Origin of the sequence: Arthrobacter sp. HMSC08H08, from assembly GCF_001807575.1 — a bacterium.
GTDB lineage: Bacteria > Actinomycetota > Actinomycetes > Actinomycetales > Micrococcaceae > Pseudoglutamicibacter > Pseudoglutamicibacter albus.
Genome location: NZ_KV789394.1, coordinates 86536 through 108168 on the forward strand (window position 1 = coordinate 86536; position 21633 = coordinate 108168).

The 21633-nt window shown below is 60.7% G+C and carries 17 protein-coding genes; 10 read left to right on the forward strand and 7 right to left on the reverse strand.

The genetic code is table 11. From position 1 onward, the window contains the following. Positions 1–21 precede the first annotated feature (21 nt). The 6 genes from rpsR to HMPREF3175_RS06245 all read right to left on the reverse strand — a co-directional run bounded on the left by rpsR (position 22) and on the right by HMPREF3175_RS06245 (position 6731). Positions 22–261 (reverse strand): 30S ribosomal protein S18, encoded by a 240-nt coding sequence (gene rpsR / locus HMPREF3175_RS06220; RefSeq protein WP_035755765.1) that lies wholly within the window; start codon positions 259–261, stop codon positions 22–24. Positions 262–331: 70 nt separating this feature from the next. Further along, positions 332–931 (reverse strand): single-stranded DNA-binding protein, encoded by a 600-nt coding sequence (locus HMPREF3175_RS06225; protein WP_035755763.1) that lies wholly within the window; start codon positions 929–931, stop codon positions 332–334. 53 nt (positions 932–984) lie between these two features. Then, positions 985–1284, reverse strand: coding sequence for a 30S ribosomal protein S6 (gene rpsF, locus HMPREF3175_RS06230; protein ID WP_035755761.1), 300 nt, complete (start codon positions 1282–1284; stop codon positions 985–987). A 252-nt stretch (positions 1285–1536) separates the two neighbouring features. Then, a complete protein-coding gene (locus HMPREF3175_RS06235) occupies positions 1537–3786 on the reverse strand; it encodes an acyltransferase family protein (RefSeq protein WP_070491297.1) in 2250 nt (749 codons plus the stop codon). A 66-nt stretch (positions 3787–3852) separates the two neighbouring features. Then, on the reverse strand, positions 3853–5139 hold the full coding sequence (locus tag HMPREF3175_RS06240; RefSeq protein WP_070491299.1) for a M18 family aminopeptidase: 1287 nt from the start codon (positions 5137–5139) through the stop codon (positions 3853–3855). Continuing rightward, a complete protein-coding gene (locus tag HMPREF3175_RS06245) occupies positions 5136–6731 on the reverse strand; it encodes a glycosyltransferase family 87 protein (RefSeq protein WP_083289456.1) in 1596 nt (531 codons plus the stop codon). Before HMPREF3175_RS06245 ends, HMPREF3175_RS06240 begins: the two co-directional genes overlap by 4 nt. A gap of 117 nt (positions 6732–6848) precedes the next feature. Here HMPREF3175_RS06245 and HMPREF3175_RS06250 point away from each other — a divergent pair, with 117 nt between their 5' ends. The 7 genes from HMPREF3175_RS06250 to HMPREF3175_RS06280 all read left to right on the forward strand — a co-directional run bounded on the left by HMPREF3175_RS06250 (position 6849) and on the right by HMPREF3175_RS06280 (position 15680). Beyond that, positions 6849–8153, forward strand: a complete 1305-nt coding sequence (locus HMPREF3175_RS06250) for an acylneuraminate cytidylyltransferase (protein ID WP_083289457.1) — start codon at positions 6849–6851, stop codon at positions 8151–8153. Positions 8154–8229: 76 nt separating this feature from the next. Then, positions 8230–9141 (forward strand): N-acetylneuraminate synthase family protein, encoded by a 912-nt coding sequence (locus HMPREF3175_RS06255; protein WP_070491302.1) that lies wholly within the window; start codon positions 8230–8232, stop codon positions 9139–9141. Positions 9142–9197: 56 nt separating this feature from the next. Continuing rightward, complete coding sequence (locus tag HMPREF3175_RS06260; RefSeq protein ID WP_070491304.1) at positions 9198–10322, forward strand: glycosyltransferase family 2 protein; 1125 nt, start codon at positions 9198–9200, stop codon at positions 10320–10322. Next, a complete protein-coding gene (locus HMPREF3175_RS06265) occupies positions 10319–11803 on the forward strand; it encodes a polysialyltransferase family glycosyltransferase (RefSeq protein WP_070491306.1) in 1485 nt (494 codons plus the stop codon). Before HMPREF3175_RS06260 ends, HMPREF3175_RS06265 begins: the two co-directional genes overlap by 4 nt. Continuing rightward, positions 11800–12867, forward strand: a complete 1068-nt coding sequence (locus tag HMPREF3175_RS06270; protein ID WP_070491308.1) for a hypothetical protein — start codon at positions 11800–11802, stop codon at positions 12865–12867. Before HMPREF3175_RS06265 ends, HMPREF3175_RS06270 begins: the two co-directional genes overlap by 4 nt. After that, complete coding sequence (locus tag HMPREF3175_RS06275) at positions 12857–14365, forward strand: DUF6716 putative glycosyltransferase (protein ID WP_070491310.1); 1509 nt, start codon at positions 12857–12859, stop codon at positions 14363–14365. The genes HMPREF3175_RS06270 and HMPREF3175_RS06275 overlap by 11 nt, the downstream gene beginning before the upstream one ends. A gap of 229 nt (positions 14366–14594) precedes the next feature. Continuing rightward, positions 14595–15680, forward strand: coding sequence for an inositol-3-phosphate synthase (locus HMPREF3175_RS06280; RefSeq protein ID WP_035755750.1), 1086 nt, complete (start codon positions 14595–14597; stop codon positions 15678–15680). Positions 15681–15777: 97 nt separating this feature from the next. Here HMPREF3175_RS06280 and HMPREF3175_RS06285 read toward each other — a convergent pair whose 3' ends face one another. Then, on the reverse strand, positions 15778–17190 hold the full coding sequence (locus HMPREF3175_RS06285) for a CCA tRNA nucleotidyltransferase (protein ID WP_083289459.1): 1413 nt from the start codon (positions 17188–17190) through the stop codon (positions 15778–15780). Between the two features lie 113 nt (positions 17191–17303). Between HMPREF3175_RS06285 and HMPREF3175_RS06290 the strand changes: the two genes are divergently transcribed. From HMPREF3175_RS06290 to HMPREF3175_RS10310, 3 genes are all read left to right on the forward strand, one after another. Beyond that, complete coding sequence (locus HMPREF3175_RS06290) at positions 17304–17855, forward strand: NUDIX hydrolase (protein ID WP_083285482.1); 552 nt, start codon at positions 17304–17306, stop codon at positions 17853–17855. After that, positions 17845–19566 carry a murein biosynthesis integral membrane protein MurJ gene (gene murJ / locus HMPREF3175_RS06295; RefSeq protein ID WP_083285466.1) on the forward strand — a complete coding sequence of 574 codons (1722 nt, stop codon included), beginning with the start codon at positions 17845–17847 and terminating at the stop codon, positions 19564–19566. The genes HMPREF3175_RS06290 and murJ overlap by 11 nt, the downstream gene beginning before the upstream one ends. A gap of 119 nt (positions 19567–19685) precedes the next feature. Then, positions 19686–21566, forward strand: coding sequence for a hypothetical protein (locus HMPREF3175_RS10310; protein WP_070491311.1), 1881 nt, complete (start codon positions 19686–19688; stop codon positions 21564–21566). The last annotated feature ends 67 nt before the right edge of the window (positions 21567–21633 follow it).

A 21633-nucleotide genomic window follows, 5' to 3' on the forward strand; every position in this document is an offset into this window, starting at 1 on the left:
TTCTTCTCTCCTCCTTCTTGCTTAGCCGCGGCCAGCGCCGGAGTATGGAAGCAGGGCAACTTCGCGCGCATTCTTGATCGCCTGAGCGATCTTGCGCTGCTCCTGCACGGTAACGCCAGTTACACGACGAGCGCGGATCTTGCCGCGGTCGGAGATGAACTTGCGAAGAAGGGCGACATCTTTGTAGTCAATGTAGTCGATGTCGGCGGCCTTGAGCGGGTTGGCCTTAGGCTTAGGCTTGCGAATTTCAGGCTTAGCCATCGTGGAGCTCCTTAGTTTGTTTTGGAGCCCGCAGTGTCAGCTGCGGGATGGGTATTGGTTTGAAAACGATTTAGAACGGTGGTGCGGACTGGCCGGGGTTTGCGCCCCAGTCGCTTGAGCCGCCAGAGTTACCCCACGGGTCGTTAGCTGGAGATTGCTGAGGCGCACCCCAGTCTCCGCCGCCGCCCTGGTTCTGCTGGCCGCCGAAGCCTCCGCCTTGGTTGCCGCCACCAAAGCCGCCGCCGGTGTTTCCACCGAAGCCGCCCTGGTTGCCGCCGAAACCGCCTTGGTTACCCCCGCCGCCTCGCTGGTTGCGGGTGACTTGTGCGGTTGCGTAGCGCAGGGCTGGGCCGACTTCGTCGACGTCCAGTTCCCATGCGGTACGGCGGTTGCCGTTCTGATCGTCATAGCTGCGGGCACGGAGACGACCCTGGGCGATGACGCGCATGCCCTTGGTCAGTGATTCCGCCACGTTTTCGGCGTGTTCACGCCATACGCTGCAGCGCATGAAGAGGGCTTCGCCGTCTTTGAACTCGTTGGCCTGACGGTCGAAGATCCGCGGCGTAGAAGCGACCGTGAAGTTCGCTACCGCGGCACCGGAGGGCGTGAAACGCAGTTCCGGATCAGCGGTGAGGTTACCCACCACAGTGATGATGGTTTCTCCAGCCATGATTCCCCTTAGCGTGAAGCGTTGAAACGTGGTTGTGCCCGCTGAGGACGCGCTTACTTGATGCGCTGGTCCTCTGGGCGGATGATCTTGGTGCGCATGATGGACTCGTTGAGGCCCAAAACACGGTCAAGTTCGGATGCGGTCTGTGGCTCAGCGGTGAAGTTAACCACTGCGTAGATGGCCTCAGCCTTCTTGTTGATTTCGTAGGCCATGCGGCGACGGCCCCAGATGTCGATGTTCTCGACGGTTCCGCCGTCCTTGGTGACGACCTCGAGGAACTTGTTGAGCGTCGGTTCAACGGTGCGCTCGTCGACCTCGGGGTCAACCAGCAGCATCAGTTCGTAGTTACGCAAGTGAACCCACCTCCTTTGGACATAAAGCGGGCACGGTCTTTCCGTACCAGGAGGTTCTATTGCGGTAGCCCCTACCCTGCCATGCAGGGCGTGCAAGCCTGCTGAAGTGCGCATCACGATGCGGTTGCCAGCAAAACTTGAAAGTGGGCAACAGCACCAGTCTACCCGCAGTACGGCTCAAGCCATAACTCTTCACTGTGCGTGTGGGTGCCATCATGCACTGCGATGTGCAGCGCGCGTGGGCGGGAGGAGTCAGTCCTTGTGGTCGCGTAGCTGTTGAGGGAGGCGGCGCTCCAGGACGGGTGCGAGGCTTCTCAGGTACGTGTTGGTCACGTGATTTCCATCCCTGTAGATCAGCGTGTTGCCCGCGACCACGGAGCATTCGTCTTTGCTGCAGAAGTAATCGGTCATATCAAGGAAGTAGACGTCATCGAGCCGCCCGGCCGCCTCTACCGCCGGGTCATCAAGCAAACCTTGTTCAACACTGAAATCGCACTCGTGTGGCTTGTCCATGCTCCCGGAAACGCACGTGCGTGGAATCGGAATATCGTCATCACGCGACGGGACCGGGGTGTCTCGAACCACCACAAGCTGCGCCCCGCTCTTCTGCAGTTCCTTGAACGTGCGTTCGTAACCGTCCGCCGCATCGCCGCGGAATGTTGATCCTGCAAAGTTCTTGGTGATGATCACATCAGGCTCATCCTCAATTACCCGCTGGATGGATTCCTTATTCGGTTCAACGCACCGCTCATCAGCTTTACCGAGCTCACGAGGTTCAAGTGACATGGGGCATGAAGCCTTGGTGTAGGTGATGATCCGCCAATCGTGGTGCTTCGCTAGCTCCTCTAGCGGCTCCACGAGCATCCGGGCGTGAGAATCACCCATTATCGCGATCGTCTTCTCGCCGTCTTCCTTACCCTTCACGCAGCGCGGCGTGTGTTTCTTGCCGTTGCCCGCGAAACACTCCTGATCCGTGCGCGCATCGTCCTCAGCTTCCGCAGGGGTGGGCGTGATGACCGAGCCATACGTGAGCGCCGCTGGAAGCTCGTCTGCGCGCTCCCCTTCAGTGACCAACCGGCCGCCCGGGCTATCCGGATGCCCCGCATCGAGCTTTTGAGCCCCGGACTTCTTGATGACCGGGTCCCAACTACCGGCAGCGAACTCCGGCCGCTCACCCTTCAGAAGCTCCGCAGCGAGCTCCTTCTGTTCCCGATTGATCGCATCCGCACGCACAATCGGAGTCACAGCAACCGCAACAGCAACGAGCGTTGCCACGCCACCTGCAATCCACGCTGGCGCGGGCGAGACCTTCAAACGCTTCCACTGGCGTGCAGGCTCCTCAACCCAACGCCACGAAACGTGCGCGAGCACACACGAGATCAGCATCAGCACGGGCACTTGCCACCAATACGGCTTATGCTCCGTGATCTGCACGAAAACCATGTACACCGGCCAGTGCCACAAATACAGCGAGAAAGACACCTTGCCCAGCCACTGAACCGGCGCCCAATCAACCAGCCAATTCAGCGACAACGCACCACTGGTACGGCCCGCGATGATCACCGCCACAGCCCCCAGTACGGGAACCGCCGCGCTAGCACCCGGGAACGGGGTCGCGTGCGTGTATGTGAGGATCGACCAGCACATCGCCGCAAGACCTGCCAACGCTAGCACCGCACGCCACGAAACGCCGCTGCCCATCCGTTGCTTGCCCTTGCCGGAATCGTCCTTGAGGATGTAGGGCGCCAGGGCTGCGATCAAGCCGCCTAAGGCGAGCTCCCACACGCGCGTTGTCGTGATGAAATAAGCCGCCGGATCGTTTGAACGGACCCTATATTCAGCCCACACGAACGAGGCGAGGATCACCGCCGAAAACAGGACGATCGCATAGGCACGCACAGTGAGCCCGATGCGGCGGGCGAGCAATACGGCCAGGATCACCACGAGCGGCCAGAGAACATAGAACTGTTCCTCAACGCTGAGTGACCAATAGTGTTGGAAAGCGGTCGGCGCATTGTCTGAGGCCAGATAATCCACGGAATCAACGGCCAAAACCCAGTTCACGATGCTCAACAGGCTCGCGATGCCTTGCCGCGAAACCTGTTCCCACTGCTCCGTGGGCCACCATATGAACGTTGCAACGATGATCACGCACGCGGTCACTGTCGCGGCCGGCATGATGCGGCGGATGCGGGCAGCCCAGAACTCAGCGAGGTTGATCTTGCCGTGCACTTCGGCGTCCCGCAGAAGCTTCGATGTGATCAAAAACCCTGAGATCACAAAGAAGATATCGACACCAACAAAGCCGCCCGGAACTGCCCTGGGGTAGAAATGCCACGCCACAACGGCGAAGACGGCAAGCGCCCGCAGGGCTTGGACCTCCGGGAGGAACTTCCGGCCGTCTCTGCGTTTCTGGGGCGCATCCTGCCCATGCGTGTTCTGCCCTCGCCTATCTAGTCCGCGAGCACCGTCCCCTTGGATCGTTGTGGCGTTGTTGGACATGCACGGCATTACATCACGTCTGGGTCCCCATCTCTACAAGCCCAGGTGAAGCGCAAGTGAACTAAGTTATGCGGTATAGAAAACCTTCGCAACCTTATATAGGTCGTGAAGATCGCTCACGCCTGCAAGCTCGCGGGCCGAATGCATCGACAGAATCGGGATACCCACATCCACGGTGCGAATCCCTAGGCGGGTCGCCGCGATCGGGCCGATCGTGGAACCGCACGGGATATTGTTATTCGACACGAACTCCTGGCTCTCAACCCCAGCCTCGCGGCACCAGCTAGCCCACGCTGCAGCACCGAGCGCATCAGTCGCATAACGCTGATTAGCGTTGATCTTCAAGATCGGGCCAGACCCCAGAAGTGGCTTGACCACCGGATCATGATGCCCCGCATAATTCGGGTGGATCGAATGCCCCACATCCGATGACACATGCCAGGATTCTGCGTACGCCCGCGCCTGATCCACAGCGGATGCACCCAAACCCGCATAAATACGGTTCAAAACATCCTCAAGGAACGGGCCAGCAGCACCCGAACGGGACGCCGAACCCAGCTCCTCGTGGTCAAAAGCCGCGAACATCGCAACCCGCTGAGCATCCTGGCCCACACCTGCATCCGCTACCTCACCGAGGGCAACGCAACCGGCGTGAACGGAAGCCAAGTTATCCAGGCGGCCCGCCGCGAAAAACGCTTTATCCTTGCCGAAAGCCTGACCACGAGCCGAGTCAGCGACCACCGCATCGAACCCATCGATCTGTTCAGGATCAACACCGGCGGACGAGGCGAGCTCGGCCAACAGATCATGCTCAGCAGGCACACCCAGACCCCACACCGGCTGAGTCTGGACCTGCTTATCCAACGCGAATTTCTCATTCACGCCGCGGTCCAGGTGGATCGCAAGCTGCGGCAAACGCAGCAGCGCACCCGTATCAGCCAAAACCACAGAACCGTCACGCATCGCCAAGCGGCCCGCCAAGCGCAGTTCACGGTCCAGCCACGAATTCAAAAGCGGGCCACCATAGATCTCAACGCCGGCCTGCAACCAGCCGTGGTTACCCGTGGTCGGCTTCGGTTTGAGCTTGAAGCCCGGGGAATCCGTGTGCCCACCAAAAATATTCGCTGGTATACACGGGTCCGCATTCGCCGGGACCGTCCACGCGATGACCGCGCCATCACGCACCACCACGAACTTCCCGCTCGGCTGCGCGGGCCACTCATCATGTTCAGCGAGACGCGTGAAACCCTGTTCTTCGAGGCGGCGAGCGCTTTCTTCCGCCGCGTGATAGCTCGAAGGGGACGCGTCAATGAAGTCCGCGAGGTCCTCTACATGGGTCAACGCCTGGGTCATGACTCTCCTTGTTCACTCGAAGCCGCGCGGGATGCGGATGCGCGGGTTGGGGACGTGCGGGTTGCGGATGCATCAGTTGCGGATGCGCGCGCCCGCGTTGGCTCGCTTGTGCCTGTTCTGGCTCGGGTCGGCTCGCTTGTGCTTCTACGGGGTTTGGTTCCGGCTTTGCGTCGGCCTTTCGCGGCCCTGGCACCCCGCCGTTGTGGGCTCGCGAACAGGCCGCCGAGCGGATCATCCAGCCCGACGCGCCGTACAGGGTCTTCCTCAGGGCGGAGGATGCATCTGATGACGAGGAACATCAGGGCACCGAGCGAGGCGATGTGGCCCAGGACGGTCATGCTGAAGATCCAGTCTGGGAAGAAGCCGCGCGCTTGATCCGGCTGCGCCATCCCGTAGAGGCGCATCCAGATCGCTACAAAGTGGAACACCTCAAACAGTTGCCACAGCAACAGTGCGCGCCAGCGCGGATACGCAAGGACAGCGAGTGGGACGAGCCACATCACAAACTGCGGCGAGTAGACCTTACCGATCAGCACGAACATCGCCAGGATCAAGAACGAAAGCTGTGCAACGCGCGGCCTATATGGAGCGATGAGCCCCAGCATCAAAACGCCGAGGCACCAGAAGCCAAAGAAGATGATGCCCAGCAGGGAGATCGTATCCGCCGTCAACACAAGATCAGGTGCGCTGCGGCCGATCGTCATGTTCCACAGTTCCCACGTCGAGGAGAAGCCCGCGCCGCGGTCGGAGGAGAACGTATAGAAAACAGCCCACCGTTTCGGGTCAATCAGATAGACCGGCAAGTTGATCACGAGCCAACCGATGCCAGCACCGCCTGCGATCTTGCCGAAAACATGCCAGCGGCGGGTGCGCCACGCCAACGTGAAAAACGCACCCAAAACCAGTAGCGGGAACAGTTTGACCGCCCCACCTATACCGATCAATATCCCGCCAAGCCACGGATGCTCGCGCGCAACCGCGAACAAGCCAGTGACCATGAGGGCGATCGCCCACATGTCCCAGTTGACGGTCAACGCGAGGATGATCGCGGGAGACAACGCAACCATCGCGGCATCCCAGATGCGGCGAGAACTCATCTTCGCAACCGCGATAACAACAACCGCCCACAAAACCACCGCGAGGAACGCGTTGATGTCAAAGTAAAGGAGGCTCTGTTGGCGGGGTTCAAGTGAACGCGGCACAAACAGTGAAACGAGTGAGGCGATGATCGCCATGCCCGCCGGGTATTCGAAAGGCTCCTGCCCGGAATCGAACGGCGCGAACGGGGTCTCGTTGAAGCCGCGGGCCCCCCACAGTGCCGTCCAGTCCGAATAACACATACCTATATAGCGGTACGGGTCACCCCAACCGTTGATGCGGCACGTGGTCTTGGTGAAAATAGCAATCACGCCAGCGATCGCGACCAGCACCAACAACACCCGTTCGATGCGCCAGAACCCAGGCGAAACAACCCCCGGAGCGGTTCTGCGCCCCAGCGGACCGCCGATCGCTCCCACCAGGGACTTCACCACGGAGTCGTTGCGACTCGGCACCGTTACACGCAACGGCCCCTTCTTAGGTCCTTTACTCATGCCTCTAAGCCTACTTTGAGCTAGTTAATCTGTCGTTCACGCTGGCCGCGATGAGCTTCATTTACAGTTCACGTCGAGCATGAACTCCGGACACATCAAGCCCATACCTTGTCATATGTGACCACAGAAACGACTCCCCCACAGCAAACCGCTGCACCGCAGGCCACACCGGCCAGTGTAGCCGCGCCAGACTCCCGAAGCGGCGCGACCGTCATCATCCCGGCCCGCGGCGGTTCCAAAGGTGTGCCGTTGAAGAACCTGCGCCCTATCGCAGGCCGTTCACTCGTAGGCCGCGCGATCGATGCCGCACTTGCAGCGGAATCGGTCACCACAGTCTACGTATCTACCGACCACCCAGGCATCGCTGACGAAGCCCGCCGATGCGGAGCCGGAGTCATCGAACGCCCCGCGGCCCTCTCCGGTGACACCGCATCGAGCGAATCCGCTCTGCTTCACGCCCTGGAAATCCTCGAAGCCCGCGGCGAACGCCCAGCCGTGACCGTGCTAATGCAGTGCACATCGCCGTTCATCCGGCCAGAAGACCTCCAGGCGGCCGTGACCGCGGTAGAGACGAAGTCGGCTGATGTAGCGTTCTCGACCGTTGAAGACCACGGCTTCCTCTGGACCCGCACACCCAACGGCAACGTGACCGCGGTAGGCCACCAGGTCGCCTACCGGCCACGCCGCCAAGACCGTGCGCCTCAGATGCGTGAAACCGGTGCGTTCTACGCGATGAACACTGAAGGGTTCATCGAAACCCGCCACCGTTTCTTCGGAACCCTCACCGCGATCGAGGTTCCAGCGTGGACCGCACCGGAAATCGACACCCTCGATGACCTCGAACACGCAATCCGCATCGCCGAACTACACGAAGCACCCGTCCAAGCGCTCGATGTTGACGCGCTCATCATGGACTTCGACGGCGTCCACACCGATGATTCGGTGACCATAACCCAAGACGGAACCGAATCCGTGAAGGTGTCCCGCTCTGACGGCATGGGCATCAAGATGCTGCGCCAAGCGGGCATCCCGATGGTCATCGTCTCCACCGAAACCAACCCTGTAGTGACAGCCCGGGGCAAGAAGCTCAAGGTCGAAGTCATGCAGGGCGTGGAACACAAAGCCGAAGCCGTATCCACGTGGATCAAAGAACACGGCCTCGACCCGGCCCGGGTCGCGTTCCTCGGCAACGACATCAACGATCTTCCGGCGTTCGCCGAGGTCGGCTGGCCGCTGGCTGTCGCAGACGCTCAGCCGCTGGTGACCCGCGCGGCCCGCATCTCCATCTCCGCACCCGGCGGACACGGCGCAGTACGCGAAGTATGCGACCGGATTCTGGCGGCACGCAACGAAAACCGCGAAGTCAATGACCCAGCGGGGCTACTGCCACGATCCATCCCCCAACCGGCACATATTGCCTAAACAGTTCAAACGTCCAAACAGTTCAACAACCAAAACTTCAAGCCATAACGGCTCCCTTGTGAAAGGACTCAAAGAAATGACGAAGCACCCAGCTAAGACCGTTCAGATCGGCGAGAAGACCCTCGGCGTAGACCAGCCTGTCTACGTCATCGGTGAAATCGGCATCAACCACAACGGTGACGTCGACATCGCAAAGCAGCTCATCGACGTGGCAGCTGACGCCGGCGCCGATGCAGTGAAGTTCCAGAAGCGCACCCCGGAGATCGCTGTCCCGGAGCACATGCGCAACAAGCCACGCCAGACCCCATGGGGCGAAATGACCTACATGGAGTACAAGCACCGCGTCGAGTTCGGTGAGAAGGAATACAAGGAGCTCATGCAGTACGCGGCAGCGCAGGACCTGCACTGCTTCGCTTCCCCATGGGACGTCCCATCCGTCGAATTCCTCGAAGACTTGGGCGTTGTCACCCACAAGATCGCGTCCGCATCCGTGACCGATAAGGAGATGCTGCGCGCACTCCAGCAGACCGGCAAGCCACTGCTGCTCTCGACCGGCATGTCCACCCTGGCAGAGATCGACGAGGCCGTAGCGATCCTCGGAACCGATAACCTCGTTCTGATGCACTCGTGCTCGACCTACCCGATGCCACCAGAGGAAGCCAACCTCCGCTCGATCACGACCCTCGAAGACCGCTACGGCGTCCCAGTGGGCTACTCGGGCCACGAGGACGGCCTGCAGATCTCCCTGGCGGCTGTCGCTCTAGGCGCTGTGACCGTGGAACGCCACATCACCCTCGACCGCACGATGTGGGGCTCCGACCAGGCCGCTTCCCTTGAGCCACGCGCTTTCGAGCAGCTGGTCACCGACATCCGCATCCTTGAAAAGGCAATGGGTGACGGCCGCAAGCGCGTCATGCCAGGCGAGGCAGCTAAGAAGGATTCGCTGCGCCGCGTGACCGAAGACCCAATGGCAGTCAAGGTCGGCTAAGCGCACATCAACCCAGACCGCGTTTCAACCCAGACCGCGTAGATATTGGAGGAGCCGTGACTGCTGCCGCAGCACCAACCGAGGCACGTTCGGATCAGCCCGAGCAGATCTCGCTGATTGTGACAACCCACAATCAGAAACACCTGCTACCGGACACGCTCGTCTCCACAACCCGGCAGATGCCTGCCGGTCAAGAAGATCAGCTGCACGTCATCGTGGTCGATGACGGTTCCGAGGAAGACGTAGAGGACGTCATCGATTCGTTCCGTCCGCTTCTTCCGCGTCTGACACTTCTGAGGAACCCGGTTGCGCTCGGCGTCTCTGCCGCCCGCAACCGGGGCCTCGAAGTGGCCCGTGGAACCTATATCGCGTTCCTGGATGGGGACGACTGGCTTGAGCCACTCAGCCTAAGTGTTCGGGCTGAGGCGATGCAACGCCTCGGCGTGGACTTCATCCGTGTGCCGATGATCGAAGAGAAAAACGGGACACGCACTGTACGCAACTTGCCAACCGGGCGCATCGGGACCGTGGAGAACCCGCGGGACTTCATCATGCCGCCCAACAACAGCACCATCATCGACAACCCGTGGGTCGCTGCCGGAATGTATCACCGCCGTCTCCACGACGTACTCGATGTGATGCGTTTCGACGAAAGCCTCTCGACCGCCGAAGACCGCTTGTGGCTGTGGGGCGTGATGCTCGCGGCATCCACGTGCGCTTTCATCGAAGGCCCCACTACGATGTGGCGCCGCGGCCTTGCCACAACGCTCACCCAGGTCGGTGACGAACGTCAGCTGCACTTCGCCCGCGCGTTCGGGAAGATGGCTGACCTGCTCATTAAGGACGCCGAAGGCGAGCGTTTCATGCCGAAGCTCGCCCGCCAGTTCCTGGCGATCACGTGCTTCCAGCTTGAACGTAAGGATCGGTTGAGCAGCGAACTCCAGGAGCAAATGAGAACCGAGATCCGGGCCACTGCAGGCAAATTCGATCGCGCGCTCATCATCCAGACCGTGAAAGAGATGGGCCCTAAACGCCTCAAGCTCCTGGGCCCCGTGCTACCGGAAGTGAAAAAGGAAATTGAGGGCGCAGGTTTCATGGCCGCTTTGCTCTCGTTCCGGCCTCCCGCTTCCCCCGCCTCTGATACCGCCCCCGCTTCTGATACAGCAAAGAGCAGCCGATGACTCAGCTTTTCCAGGCTTCAACCCTCTACCAGGTGGCCTCTCTCGCCGCGATGATCGACGCCGGCGCAGTCCCTGAAGACGGCGACCGCGTGCTGTGCGTGGTTGACTCAACCCGCCAACCAGAACTGGTCCCCGGGATCACCGGGGCGACCGGTTTCGAAGAGCTCGCCTCACGCTTTGACCGTGTCATCAACCTCGGCGAATTCATTCGCCCGCTGCGTCCGCACCAGTTCTCCCCACGCCAAGTAGAGGCGCCGATGTGGCGGCAACTGTTCTGCAAGTATTTCGATCTGCCCCTGACCCAGCCGGGCCACGCATCGGAAATCTCTTTGTGGCTTGAATCCCTCCAGGTCAACCCTGGCCGGGCGCTCGCGACCGTCTTCCACGACGCGCCTATCACCGTCCACGCCGACGGGCTCATGGCCTACGGGCCGCTGCGTGATCCCCTGCCCATCGAGATCGGTTCGCGTTTGGACCGCGTGGTGCACCTGGACATCGTGCCTGGCCTCAAGCCGCTCTACGGCGCGGAATGGGGTGCAGCCTCCGATGCGGTGGGGCTTGAACACTTCACTCGCGTGATCGATGCGTGGGCTAACAAGGTTGAACCGTCAGCTGCGTGCGCGAGCATCATGGCCTCGGGTAAACCTGCCGGGCTGATCCTGGGGCAATACCTCAATGAGTTGCGGCTCATCACCGATGAAGAAGAGCACGAACTGACCACCCGCATGGCGCAGGCAGCGCTCGATGCCGGCGCAGGGGTCATCGCGTTCAAGCCGCACCCATCGGCCTCCTACACTTCACGCATCGTGACCCGGGAAGTCGTGGAATCCCTCGGCCTCGAATACGTCGAGATCACCGATACCGTGCCGGCAGAAATCGTCGCCACCTGGATCAAACCAGTCGTGGCGGTCTCGATCTTCTCGACCGCACTAGCAACACTGCGCTACGGCTACAACATCCCCGCGGTAGCGGTAGGGGCCGAGGATGTGATCCACAACCTCAACCCGTACCCGAACTCCAACCGCGTACCCGTCATGCTTGCTGACGCGCTGTTCCACCGCGGCATCCCAGCACCAGCGGACGACCCTTCCAAGGAAGGCCGCCTCCAGGCACTTCTGAACACGGTCGCTTACACGATGCAGCCCGAACGGATGAAGGCCCTCTACCCAGAGGCGTTCGAGTTCTGCACCTCAGACCCCGAGTTGCGAAAGCTCTACCTGCGTAAAACCCGGCTGTATCAGCTCAACCTCATGAAAACCAACCCGACCAACACCTACGAGCGCCTCGTAGGTCACCTCGGTAACGCGATGGGGGCCAAAAACTTCAACGCCCTCAAGAACAAGGTTCAGACCTCCAAGCTGCTCAAGGTCCCATCCAAGGCGGCCGTCAAAGCCCTCTCCGCGCTGGGTAATCGGACAGCGCAGGGTAATCGGACAGCGCAGGGTAACCGGAAACCGCCAGGCCACCAGAAACAACAATGAAAAACTCACGCAAGCCCCGGTCACCGCGCGCGGCTCGCGCCCAACAGGAAACACCTCGCCCCAGGCTCGGCACCAGCGAAATCTGGGTTGAATCCCCACTCCAGCTGCTCAGCGCCATCGAAGCTCACGCGGCCGGCCTCACCGGAACCTCAACCACCGTGCGCATCCGCCCTGGCATCCCAGGTATCGGGAAAACAGTCGAAGTCCTCAACCGGCACGTACCCGAAGGCGTCACCATCAGCGCCGAAGGCCAAGACATCACCCCCATCGGCTCAACCCCCATGAACCGGTGGGGTGCCGGGGATATGCTCTCCGGGCGAGTCCAAAGAGCGATGCTGGGCCCACTCGGCGAGCGTGAAATCATCATCGTCGATGACGGCCTCGCCACGCTCGCGTTCCTCGACAAACTCACCGACCCTAAGCCCACGCCGCTCGTGCGAGACCGCGGTAAGAAAACCATCGGGCGCCTCGCCCTCGGGCTCACGGCGTGGCACCGGCTCCGGTGGGCCGCCAAAAACAACCGCGTACTGCTCATCACCGCGCTACCGCTCGTACCGGAGCTCTCGCAGCGGCTCACCAACATCGGCGTACGCGTTGAACACCATGCTTTCGAATGGGCCAGGAGCCAGCCTGCAGAAGAGACCTTCTGCGAACAAACCATGCTGATCGGTTCAGCGCTCGCCTATGACGGCCTCATCGGTGCCGAACCCTACATCGACTGGATCACCCAACTAGCCGCCGACACCCCGTTGGCCTACTTCCCGCACCGGCGAGAAAAAGGCGAACTGCTCGAGAAGATCCGCGCGATCCCGGGCGTCAACGTCCAAGACGTCACAACCCCGGTAGAACTGCGGCTCAGCGGCTTACGCCCCCTCCAACGCGTCATATCCCTGCCCTCGACCGCGGTGACTTCGCTACGCATCCTGCTGGCCGGGCGCGGCATCGACGTGACATATAAACGCATCCCAGACTCGTGGTGGACCCCGCAGGCGACACCAGCACTCAGGCAACACCTTCTTTCATCCGTCTCACTCAAACAAGGTAAGGAAAAACATGACGGTTAGGACCATCGCGGCCATCGCAGACTCCGACTCATACCTCAAATACGCCGTCCATTTCCTTGACCAGCTCAAAGACTGGCGGCGCCAAGTAGTGGTCGTGCGCTCACACGTGATCCCGACCTCCGTACAAACCCGTGCTGCACTAGCCGGAACGTTCCTCGAAGGCCGGCCGCCCGCCGTCGTACCGGTGCGCAAGCTCTCCACCAACCTCAACCCGATGCCGGACGTCGTGCTGGTTGCCGCTACCGGGCCGATCGCCCGCGAAGTACTCATCCACTTCGCGTCCCTCAAAAACCGCCCGGCGCTGATCACCGCGCTACCAGGCATCGCTTTCCCGGCAACCTCGCGCGCGCTGGGCTTCCGTGAACTCTCCGACACGTTCATGGTCCACTCCCTCGCAGAAGCCGACGCGTTTGCAATCCTCGGTGAGAAGATGAGCCTCGACGGGATCACCCCGCGCGCCGTCCTCCCGAACGGCAGCTTCGACAGCGGATTCGGTAGTCACAGCAGCTTTGGCGGCAATGGCTTCGGTTCCGGGGCCTACGATGGCGGGGCCTATGATGCCGGGGCCGCCGGTGACGCTGAGGCCGACGAAGACTCCGAGGCTGTGGAGGAAGCCGGCTTGGACCCTGAACGCCCAGCGATCGACGAGCCAGACCCAGCCGACGCACCAGAAATCGTCAAAGCGGCTCAAGAGCAAGGCCACGCCCCCACCCCGCCGCTCGAGGAAGAGAATATCCTTCCGCCGAGCTTCGCAGTCGGCAGGCTCCCGATGCTAAGCCACCATGAGCCGCCCGAGCCAGACGAGACCCCCGTCAACCGCATCGTCTTCGCGCCACAAGCGAAAATGCCATTCAAGCAATTCCAGCGCCTCGAAATCCTCAAAGCCCTGGCAGAGACCAAGCGCAAACATCCTGAGGTTGAGGTCATCGTCAAGCTACGTGCGTTGCGTGGGGAACCGCAGACCCACATCGAACGCTTCCCCTACGACTACCTGTGGGAGAACTACTGCGCCGAAACCGGCGAGGACCAGAGCCTGCTGGACTTCCAGACCGGTTCACTCGCCGAACGCCTCACGCCAGGTTCGGCACTCGTGACCGTGTCTTCAACGGCGGCGGTCGAGGCGATCGACCGCGGGCTGCGGGTCGGGATCATCTCCGACTTCGGAGTCACCAAGAAGCTACTCAACGCGATGTTCAGCGAATCCGGCCTCCTCATGACACTCGAGGAAATGCAGGACCTCAACATCCCGCACGCCAACCAACAGTGGCTGCGCCGCAACTACTTCCACACCCCGGAAGACGTCAAGGCCGCACACCGCCGCGACATGGAACACGAACTCGCAGCACTAGCCGATGCGGCACGCAAGGGCTACCTCGACGTCTCAGCAGCCGCGATGGCCCGCGCCCGCACCCGCGCATGGCGCGCACGCCTGAAAACCGCCCTTCCGGCACCCGTGTGGAAAGCGGCACGCAACGTACGCAACGCCGTCCGCGCATAGCCGCTCCAGCACTCGCGCTCAATACGGCTCACGCGTGTGTGGGATGCCGCACACGCGTGAGCCGCGTTGCCCGGCGACATGTTGCCCCTGTGACGACGTGTGGCGCTCGGTGACTTGTTGCCCCTGTGACATAGACGAACTTTGCGCGGGCCATGAACTAAACTGAGCGCAGATCTCAAGTGCCGCTTTCGCGGTGCCTTTATTCTCTATTTCCAAGGAGACGGTTTCCGTGTCGGATAACGCAATCCGCGTCGCTATCGTGGGCGTCGGCAATTGTGCGACCTCGCTCGTGCAAGGCGTTGAATACTACAAAGACGCCGCAGTAGACCAGACCATCCCGGGTCTGATGCACGTGCAGTTCGGCGACTACCACGTCAACGATGTGAACTTCGTTGCGGCATTCGATGTTGACGCCAAGAAGGTTGGGCTCGACCTCGCCGACGCGATTCAAGCATCCGAAAACAACACGATCAAACTCTGCGACGTCCCGAAAACCGGCGTGACGGTCCAGCGCGGCCACACCCTCGACGGCCTCGGCAAGTACTACCGCGAGACCATCGAAGAGTCCACCGAAGAACCAGTTGACGTCGTCGCGGCTCTCAAGGAAGCCGACGTTGATGTTTTGGTCTCCTACCTGCCTGTCGGCTCCGAGGAAGCGAATAAGTTCTACGCCCAGTGCGCGATTGACGCCCGCGTCGCGTTCGTCAACGCGCTCCCAGTGTTCATTGCCGGAACCACCGAATGGGCCGAGAAGTTCCGTGAAGCCGGCGTGCCCATCGTCGGTGACGACATCAAGTCCCAGATCGGCGCAACCATCACGCACCGCGTCATGGCCAAGCTCTTCGAAGACCGCGGCGTGATCCTTGACCGCACCTACCAGCTCAACGTGGGCGGCAACATGGACTTCAAGAACATGCTCGAGCGTGAACGCCTCGAATCCAAGAAGATCTCCAAGACCCAGGCCGTCACCTCGAACACGTCCGCGAAGCTCGCCGAACGCGACGTTCACATCGGCCCGTCCGACTATGTTGGCTGGCTCGATGACCGCAAGTGGGCTTTCGTACGCCTCGAAGGCCGCAACTTCGGCGACGCCCCGGTCTCGCTCGAATACAAGCTCGAAGTGTGGGACTCCCCTAACTCCGCTGGTGTCATCATCGACGCGATCCGCGCTGCGAAGATCGGCCTGGACCGCGGCATCGGCGGCCCGCTGCTTTCGGCTTCCTCCTACTTCATGAAGTCGCCTCCAGTGCAGGTCAACGACGAACAAGCACATGCCGACGTCGAAGCCTTCATCCGCGGCGAAAAAGACTCCTAAACATCAGGCATGAGCCCCAGGGCAACAGCCGACGGGGAGAACGATGCGGGGCGCCACCAGCTGTTGGTGGCGCCCCGCATCGCTGTAAGTAGTTAGCCTAGGCGTCCTGTTCAGCCCACCACTCGAGCAGCTCTTGTTTCGCTTGCTCCTCTGAGACCGGCCCGCGGTCCAGGCGCCTCTCAAGCAAGAACTTATAGGCCCGCCCCACAACAGGGCCCGGCTTGATGTCTAGGATCTCCATGATCTGCTGCCCATTCAGGTCTGGGCGGATCGCATCCAACGCCTCCTGCTCGGCGAGCTCCTCGATGCGGCGCTCAAGATCGTCATAAGCATGCTCAAGCCGTTCAGCCTTACGCCGATTCTGCGTCGTCACATCAGAACGGGTGAGTAAATGCAGGCGGCTCAAAACATCACCGGCATCATTCACGTAACGACGCACCGCAGAATCCGACCACGCGACATCCGCATAACCATAAAAACGCATGTGCAACTCAACCAGCCGCACCACGGCCTTGATCGTCGCATTGTCATAGCGCAACGCACGCAAACGCTTACGCGCCATCTTCGCGCCCACAACCTCGTGGTTACGGAAGCTCACCGCACCGTTCTCAAACCGGCGCGTAGCCGGCTTACCGATATCGTGCAGAAGTGCCGCCAAACGCAACACCAAGTCAGGGCCAGGCACCGCATCGTCAGCAGACGTGCCCTCATGCTCGATCGCTTGCCGCAAAACAGTCAACGAATGCTGATACACATCCTTATGGTGATGATTCGCATCCGTCGCCATCTGCAACGCAGGCAACTCAGGGAGCACATAGTCAGCCAAACCCGTTGTCACCATCACATGCAACCCCGAGGCCGGATCAGAACCCAACATCAACTTATTCAGCTCATCCCGAACCCGCTCAGCAGAGACAATCTCCAAGCGCGCTGCCATTTGCTGCATCGCCGAACGCTCCGGCCCAGCCAACTCAAAACCCAGCTGAGACACGAAACGGGCGCCCCGCATCATCCGCAAAGGATCATCCGAAAACGAAATCTCCGGGCCAGACGGCGTACGCAGAATACCGGCCTCGACATCCGCGCGCCCACCGAACGGATCCACCAACTCACCGGCAGGCAACCGCAACGCCATCGCATTGACCGTGAAATCACGGCGAGCCAAATCATCCTCGAGCTTCTCACCAAACCGCACATGCGGCTTACGCGAACCCGCATCGTAGACATCAGCCCTATACGTAGTGATCTCAATATCCTCACCACGCTTGCGCAAAGCGATCGTGCCGAACTCACGGCCCACATCCCACGTCGCCTCAGCCCAACCACGCACCACATCCAGAATCTGATCCGGAGTCGCGTTCGTCGTAAAATCCAAATCAGGTGCCGCCCGCCCCAAAAACAGGTCACGCACCGGCCCACCAACCAGCGCCAACTCAAAACCGGCAGCAATAAACCGCTCACCCAACTCAAGGGCAAGCGCCGGCAACTGCACATCACGTAGCTGAATCACGCTCCTTATCTTTCCAGATATCGCGGAAAGAACCCGAGCCGAGCCAACCAAAATTACCTCTAAACGGCACGGCACCCTGAGAGCCTCAAGCTGTATTAGCTAAAGTGTCCGATATGAGTGACCACGTTCCGAACCCACAGCGCCGCACGCCGTTGACGGCTGCTTTGGCGTGGGAACGTACCCGCACACTGCGGGCATCACAGCGTTTATCCCCCTCAACACCAACAGTTGAAGAGGTATCCGCAGGCGGAATCGTCATCGATCCCGACTCCCCTGACCTGCGCGTAGCCATCATTGCGCGCTACAACCGCGCAGGCCGCCTCGAATGGTGTCTACCTAAAGGACACCCAGAAGGCCAAGAAACACACGAACAAGCCGCAGTACGCGAAATCGCTGAAGAAACCGGCATCCAAGGGCAAATCCTCGTGCCCCTCGGATCCATCGACTACTGGTTCATGGTCCCCCAATACAGGGTCCACAAAACCGTTCACCACTTCCTTCTTATAGCAACCGGTGGCGAACTCACCATCGAAAACGACCCAGACCATGAGGCTGTTGACGTGGACTGGGTCCCCCTAGTCGAGCTCCCGCGCCGACTCACCTTCCTCAACGAACGCAGAATCGCCGAAATGGCCCGAGAGGTAATCGAGACGCATGAGCTCTGAGAGCACTAACGCCTCCGCACAGTCCAAGACCCCCGACCTCGGAAACGAAACAAGCGCAGGCGCATCCAATCGCCGAGGCAAAGCAGTCGCCCTCATGGCCTCCGGTACCCTCATCTCCCGGGTACTCGGATTCATGCGCACCGCGATGCTCGCCATCGCGATCGGCTCAACAACCCACGTGGCAGACATCTTCGAGAAATCGAATACGATGCCCACGATCATCTTCATGCTGCTGGCAGGCGGCGTTTTCAACGTCATCCTCGTGCCGCAGCTGATCAAAGCGTCAAAGAACGCTGACCGCGGCAGCGAATACACATCCAAGCTACTGACGCTCACGATCCTCGTGATGGCTACGTTCACCGCAGTCTTGACCGCCAGCGCCCACACACTCACAAGAATCTTGTCCTCCGGGTGGTCAGAAGCGATGATCGCGCTCGGAACCGTATTCACCTATTGGTGCATGCCGCAGGTCTTCTTCTACGGGGTATACGCCGTTGTGGGCCAGGTCTTGAACGCCCACCACCGCTTCGGCGCCTACATGTGGGCACCTGTGGCTAACAACGTCATCCAGGTCGCCTCATTAGCGATCTACATATTCTTCTTCGGCGCCTATACCGGCCGTTCTGATCTGTACTTCGCCAACTGGACCACCCACCAGACCGTGGTGCTTGCCGGTGGCGCAACCCTGGGCGTGGCAGCGCAAGCGCTCATATTGTTCTGGCCATTGAAACGGCTCGGGCTCAACCTACGTCCTGACTTCCGCTTCCGCGGAATGGGCCTGCGTAAAGTCGGCCAGATGGCTGCCTGGACTCTGTTAGCCATGGCGCTTGGCAACATCGTCAACCTCTACACCGGTAAGGTCGTCTCCGGCGCAACCGCGGTCCGTGAAGGCAACCCGTCCATCCCTGGTGAAACCGCGTTCAATCAGGCCCAGTTGATTGTGGTCCTCCCCCACAGCCTTTTCGCGCTATCGCTGGCTACCGTGCTGTTCAACGAGTTCAGCAACGCGTTCAGCGAGAAACGCGACAAGGACGTAGGCCACTTGCTTTCGCATGGCCTGAGGACCATCGCCATCCCGATGCTGTTCTCAACGGTCGCTTTGGTCGTTTTGGCTGGTCCGCTTGGAAGGCTTTTCGGCGGTACCAGCGTGCAGTCCGCGGCAGCCGGTTCCGCAACGGCGACGTTGATTCTTTTGATGGCGCTGGGGCTTCCGTGGCAGTCTTATAACTTCTTCCTTATGCGCGTCTTCTATGCAAAAGAAGATACTTTTACCCCGATGTTGTTGCAGGTGTTCTACTCCGCGCTGACCCTGGCAGCCGCCATTTTGGTCGCCTACAGCGTGCCATGGGAAATCCGCGCACAAGCCCTGTGCATCTCATTCCCCATCGCGCACATCTCACTCACCATCGTCGCCCACCTCACCATCCGTAAAAAATACGGCCACTACGGGGCCGGGCACGTCATGGACCAATACATCAAAATCGGGTGGTGCGCCGTCGGCGCCGGCCTCATCGGAGCAACACTGGCCTACAGCTTCGGCGCCTACGACTACGGGTGGGCCTGGAGCGGATACCTGCCAGCCATCGCCACCATCTGCATGACCGGCATCGTGATGCTCGCCGCCTACCTCGGAATCCTCAAACTGGCACGCATCCCAGAACTCGACGACTTCCTCGCCCCTGTTTTGCGCAAACTCAAGGTTTCGCGCTAACACATCCGCAGGAACTTCCCCGGTAGCATGAACAATAGAAACAGTTTCCAACACAAACGCACCAGCCGCACCGCACACCAACCAGGACCGGCAAGGCTGGTCGAGTTCGAGGAGTAAACGTGTCGGAAGAGATCGACAGCGGCACCGTATTAGGCGGGCGCTATCAGGTTGGCGAGCTCATCGTCGCGACCGAAGAAGGCGACCGCGTGTACGCAGGCACCGACCAAGTCCTCAACCGCGCCGTCTCCATCCTCACTGCGGCACCGCATAACGCGACCCGACTCGCCGTAGCCGCCCGCGAAATCGCGATCGAAACCCGGCCCTCCCCGGTGAAGGTCCTCGACCTCGGCATCAGTCAGTCCACTACCTACCTCATCGCCGCTGACGCTGAAGCGGCAGACATGCTTGACCTGGTCATCGAGAACGGCACTCCCTACGTTGAACCGTTCATGACCGACACACTCGGTTCCGAGATCTTCGGCGAATCCCGCTCCTACGAACCACAGGTCTACGACGACGACGCCGAATACTACGAAGAACTCGCCCACGAACAAGCCCGCAAACCGTTGTTCTCAGGTTTCGCCGGCCGGTTCCGCAACCGCCGCAACAGGAATCAGGAAGTCTACGACGACTCCTGGGACACCGATGATGAGAGCAATGACGAGCAGGGTTCCGGCGCCTGGGCAGCAGGTTTCGGCGCTGGCGCAGCGGCAGGTGCAGGTTCTGGCGCCGGTGCAGGTTCTGGCGCCGGGACTGGCAGTAGCGCCGGCACTGGCACTGGCAGTGACGCCGGGGCTGGGGCTGGATCGCAGCATCCAGCGATCAGCGACCCACACGAGACTCAGCCCGAGAACCTAGGCTCCTCGGAGCTTCCACCTGTTGAGCCATCGTCTGCCGGTGCTTCTGATTCTTATCAGAGCGGCCCGATCGCGAGCGTGCCCACCTCAGCCAGCGAGGCTTCCCAGGAGTCCGCACGGAACCGGGACACTGGTCGGGGTACCGGTCGCAGCGGTAGCAGGGGTACTGATGGAAGGGGTACTGGCGGGGGCGCAGCCGCGGGTGGTTTCACTGGGTTCGGCGGCTTTGACTTCGCTGATGTCCCGACTGAGATGAACCCCATCGTCACCCCTGGCATGCGTGAAAGCCGTGAGGATGCAGATGCGCGTGCCGCCCGTGAAGCTTCTGAGCGCGATGGCGAGATGCGTCCTGCATCTCGTTTCCCACGCCAGGCGTTCGGTGCCGGAGCTGCTGCGGGTGCTGGCGCGGGCGCAAGCGGCGCGGCCGCTTCCGCAGATGGCACTCAGTCGCAGGCGTTCGAAGATGCTGAACCGGAAGATAGCGGCAACAAGTTGACCCGTGTGATCGTCGGGGGTCTGCTTGGCCTGCTGATGATCGGCGGTGTCGTCTTCGCTGTCGGAAACCTCACCAAAGACAAGGAATCCCCGGCACCTGTTGCTTCTGCTTCTCAGGAGAACAAGAAGAAGCCGGAGAACTCAGGGGGTTCTGAGTCTCCATCTCCTTCCGAGAAGGAAAAGGAGAAGGAAGTTAAACCGGCTGTTCAGTCCATCAGCCGTCTGGTTCCTGGCGCGCCTGAATTGAATGCGGATACTGACGGCGAGTTGCCGAAGGCGATCGATGGCTCGCTAGCGACGTCCTATCAGACGTACAGCTACACCACGCCGCAGTTCGGTAACTACGCTCAGTCGATGGCTTTGGTTCTGGAGCTTGAAGAGACCGCGTCTGTCAAGCAAGTCAAGCTTGAGGGCTTGAATGGTGTTGGCGGAAACATGCAGATTCTAGTGGGTGACACGGAGAACATTTCTGATGCTAAGGAAGCCTATTCAGGCTCGTTCTCTGGCCCAACCCTAGAAGCCGGGCTCGGTAAAGGCGTTGAAGGGAAGTATGTTTTCGTCAACATTACCGAGCTTCCAAAGATTGCTAGCGGTGGCCCTTCTGGACGCCCTTATGGTTTCACTGTCGCAGAGATCAACGTCGAGTAAATGTACCGTTCCGCGACACCGTGGACGCCGTGCTGGACCACTTTGTAGATTCAGCACATCAGAATGG

Coding starts and splice junctions, on each gene's coding strand:
- HMPREF3175_RS06225 (WP_035755763.1), bottom strand. CDS start 931: ATGGCTGGAGAAACCATCATCACTGTGGTGGGTAACCTCACCGCTGAT.
- HMPREF3175_RS06290 (WP_083285482.1), top strand. CDS start 17,304: ATGAGTGACCACGTTCCGAACCCACAGCGCCGCACGCCGTTGACGGCT.
- HMPREF3175_RS06245 (WP_083289456.1), bottom strand. CDS start 6,731: ATGAGTAAAGGACCTAAGAAGGGGCCGTTGCGTGTAACGGTGCCGAGT.
- HMPREF3175_RS06255 (WP_070491302.1), top strand. CDS start 8,230: ATGACGAAGCACCCAGCTAAGACCGTTCAGATCGGCGAGAAGACCCTC.
- HMPREF3175_RS06265 (WP_070491306.1), top strand. CDS start 10,319: ATGACTCAGCTTTTCCAGGCTTCAACCCTCTACCAGGTGGCCTCTCTC.
- murJ (WP_083285466.1), top strand. CDS start 17,845: ATGAGCTCTGAGAGCACTAACGCCTCCGCACAGTCCAAGACCCCCGAC.
- HMPREF3175_RS06270 (WP_070491308.1), top strand. CDS start 11,800: ATGAAAAACTCACGCAAGCCCCGGTCACCGCGCGCGGCTCGCGCCCAA.
- HMPREF3175_RS06275 (WP_070491310.1), top strand. CDS start 12,857: ATGACGGTTAGGACCATCGCGGCCATCGCAGACTCCGACTCATACCTC.
- rpsR (WP_035755765.1), bottom strand. CDS start 261: ATGGCTAAGCCTGAAATTCGCAAGCCTAAGCCTAAGGCCAACCCGCTC.
- HMPREF3175_RS06235 (WP_070491297.1), bottom strand. CDS start 3,786: ATGTCCAACAACGCCACAACGATCCAAGGGGACGGTGCTCGCGGACTA.
- HMPREF3175_RS06240 (WP_070491299.1), bottom strand. CDS start 5,139: ATGACCCAGGCGTTGACCCATGTAGAGGACCTCGCGGACTTCATTGAC.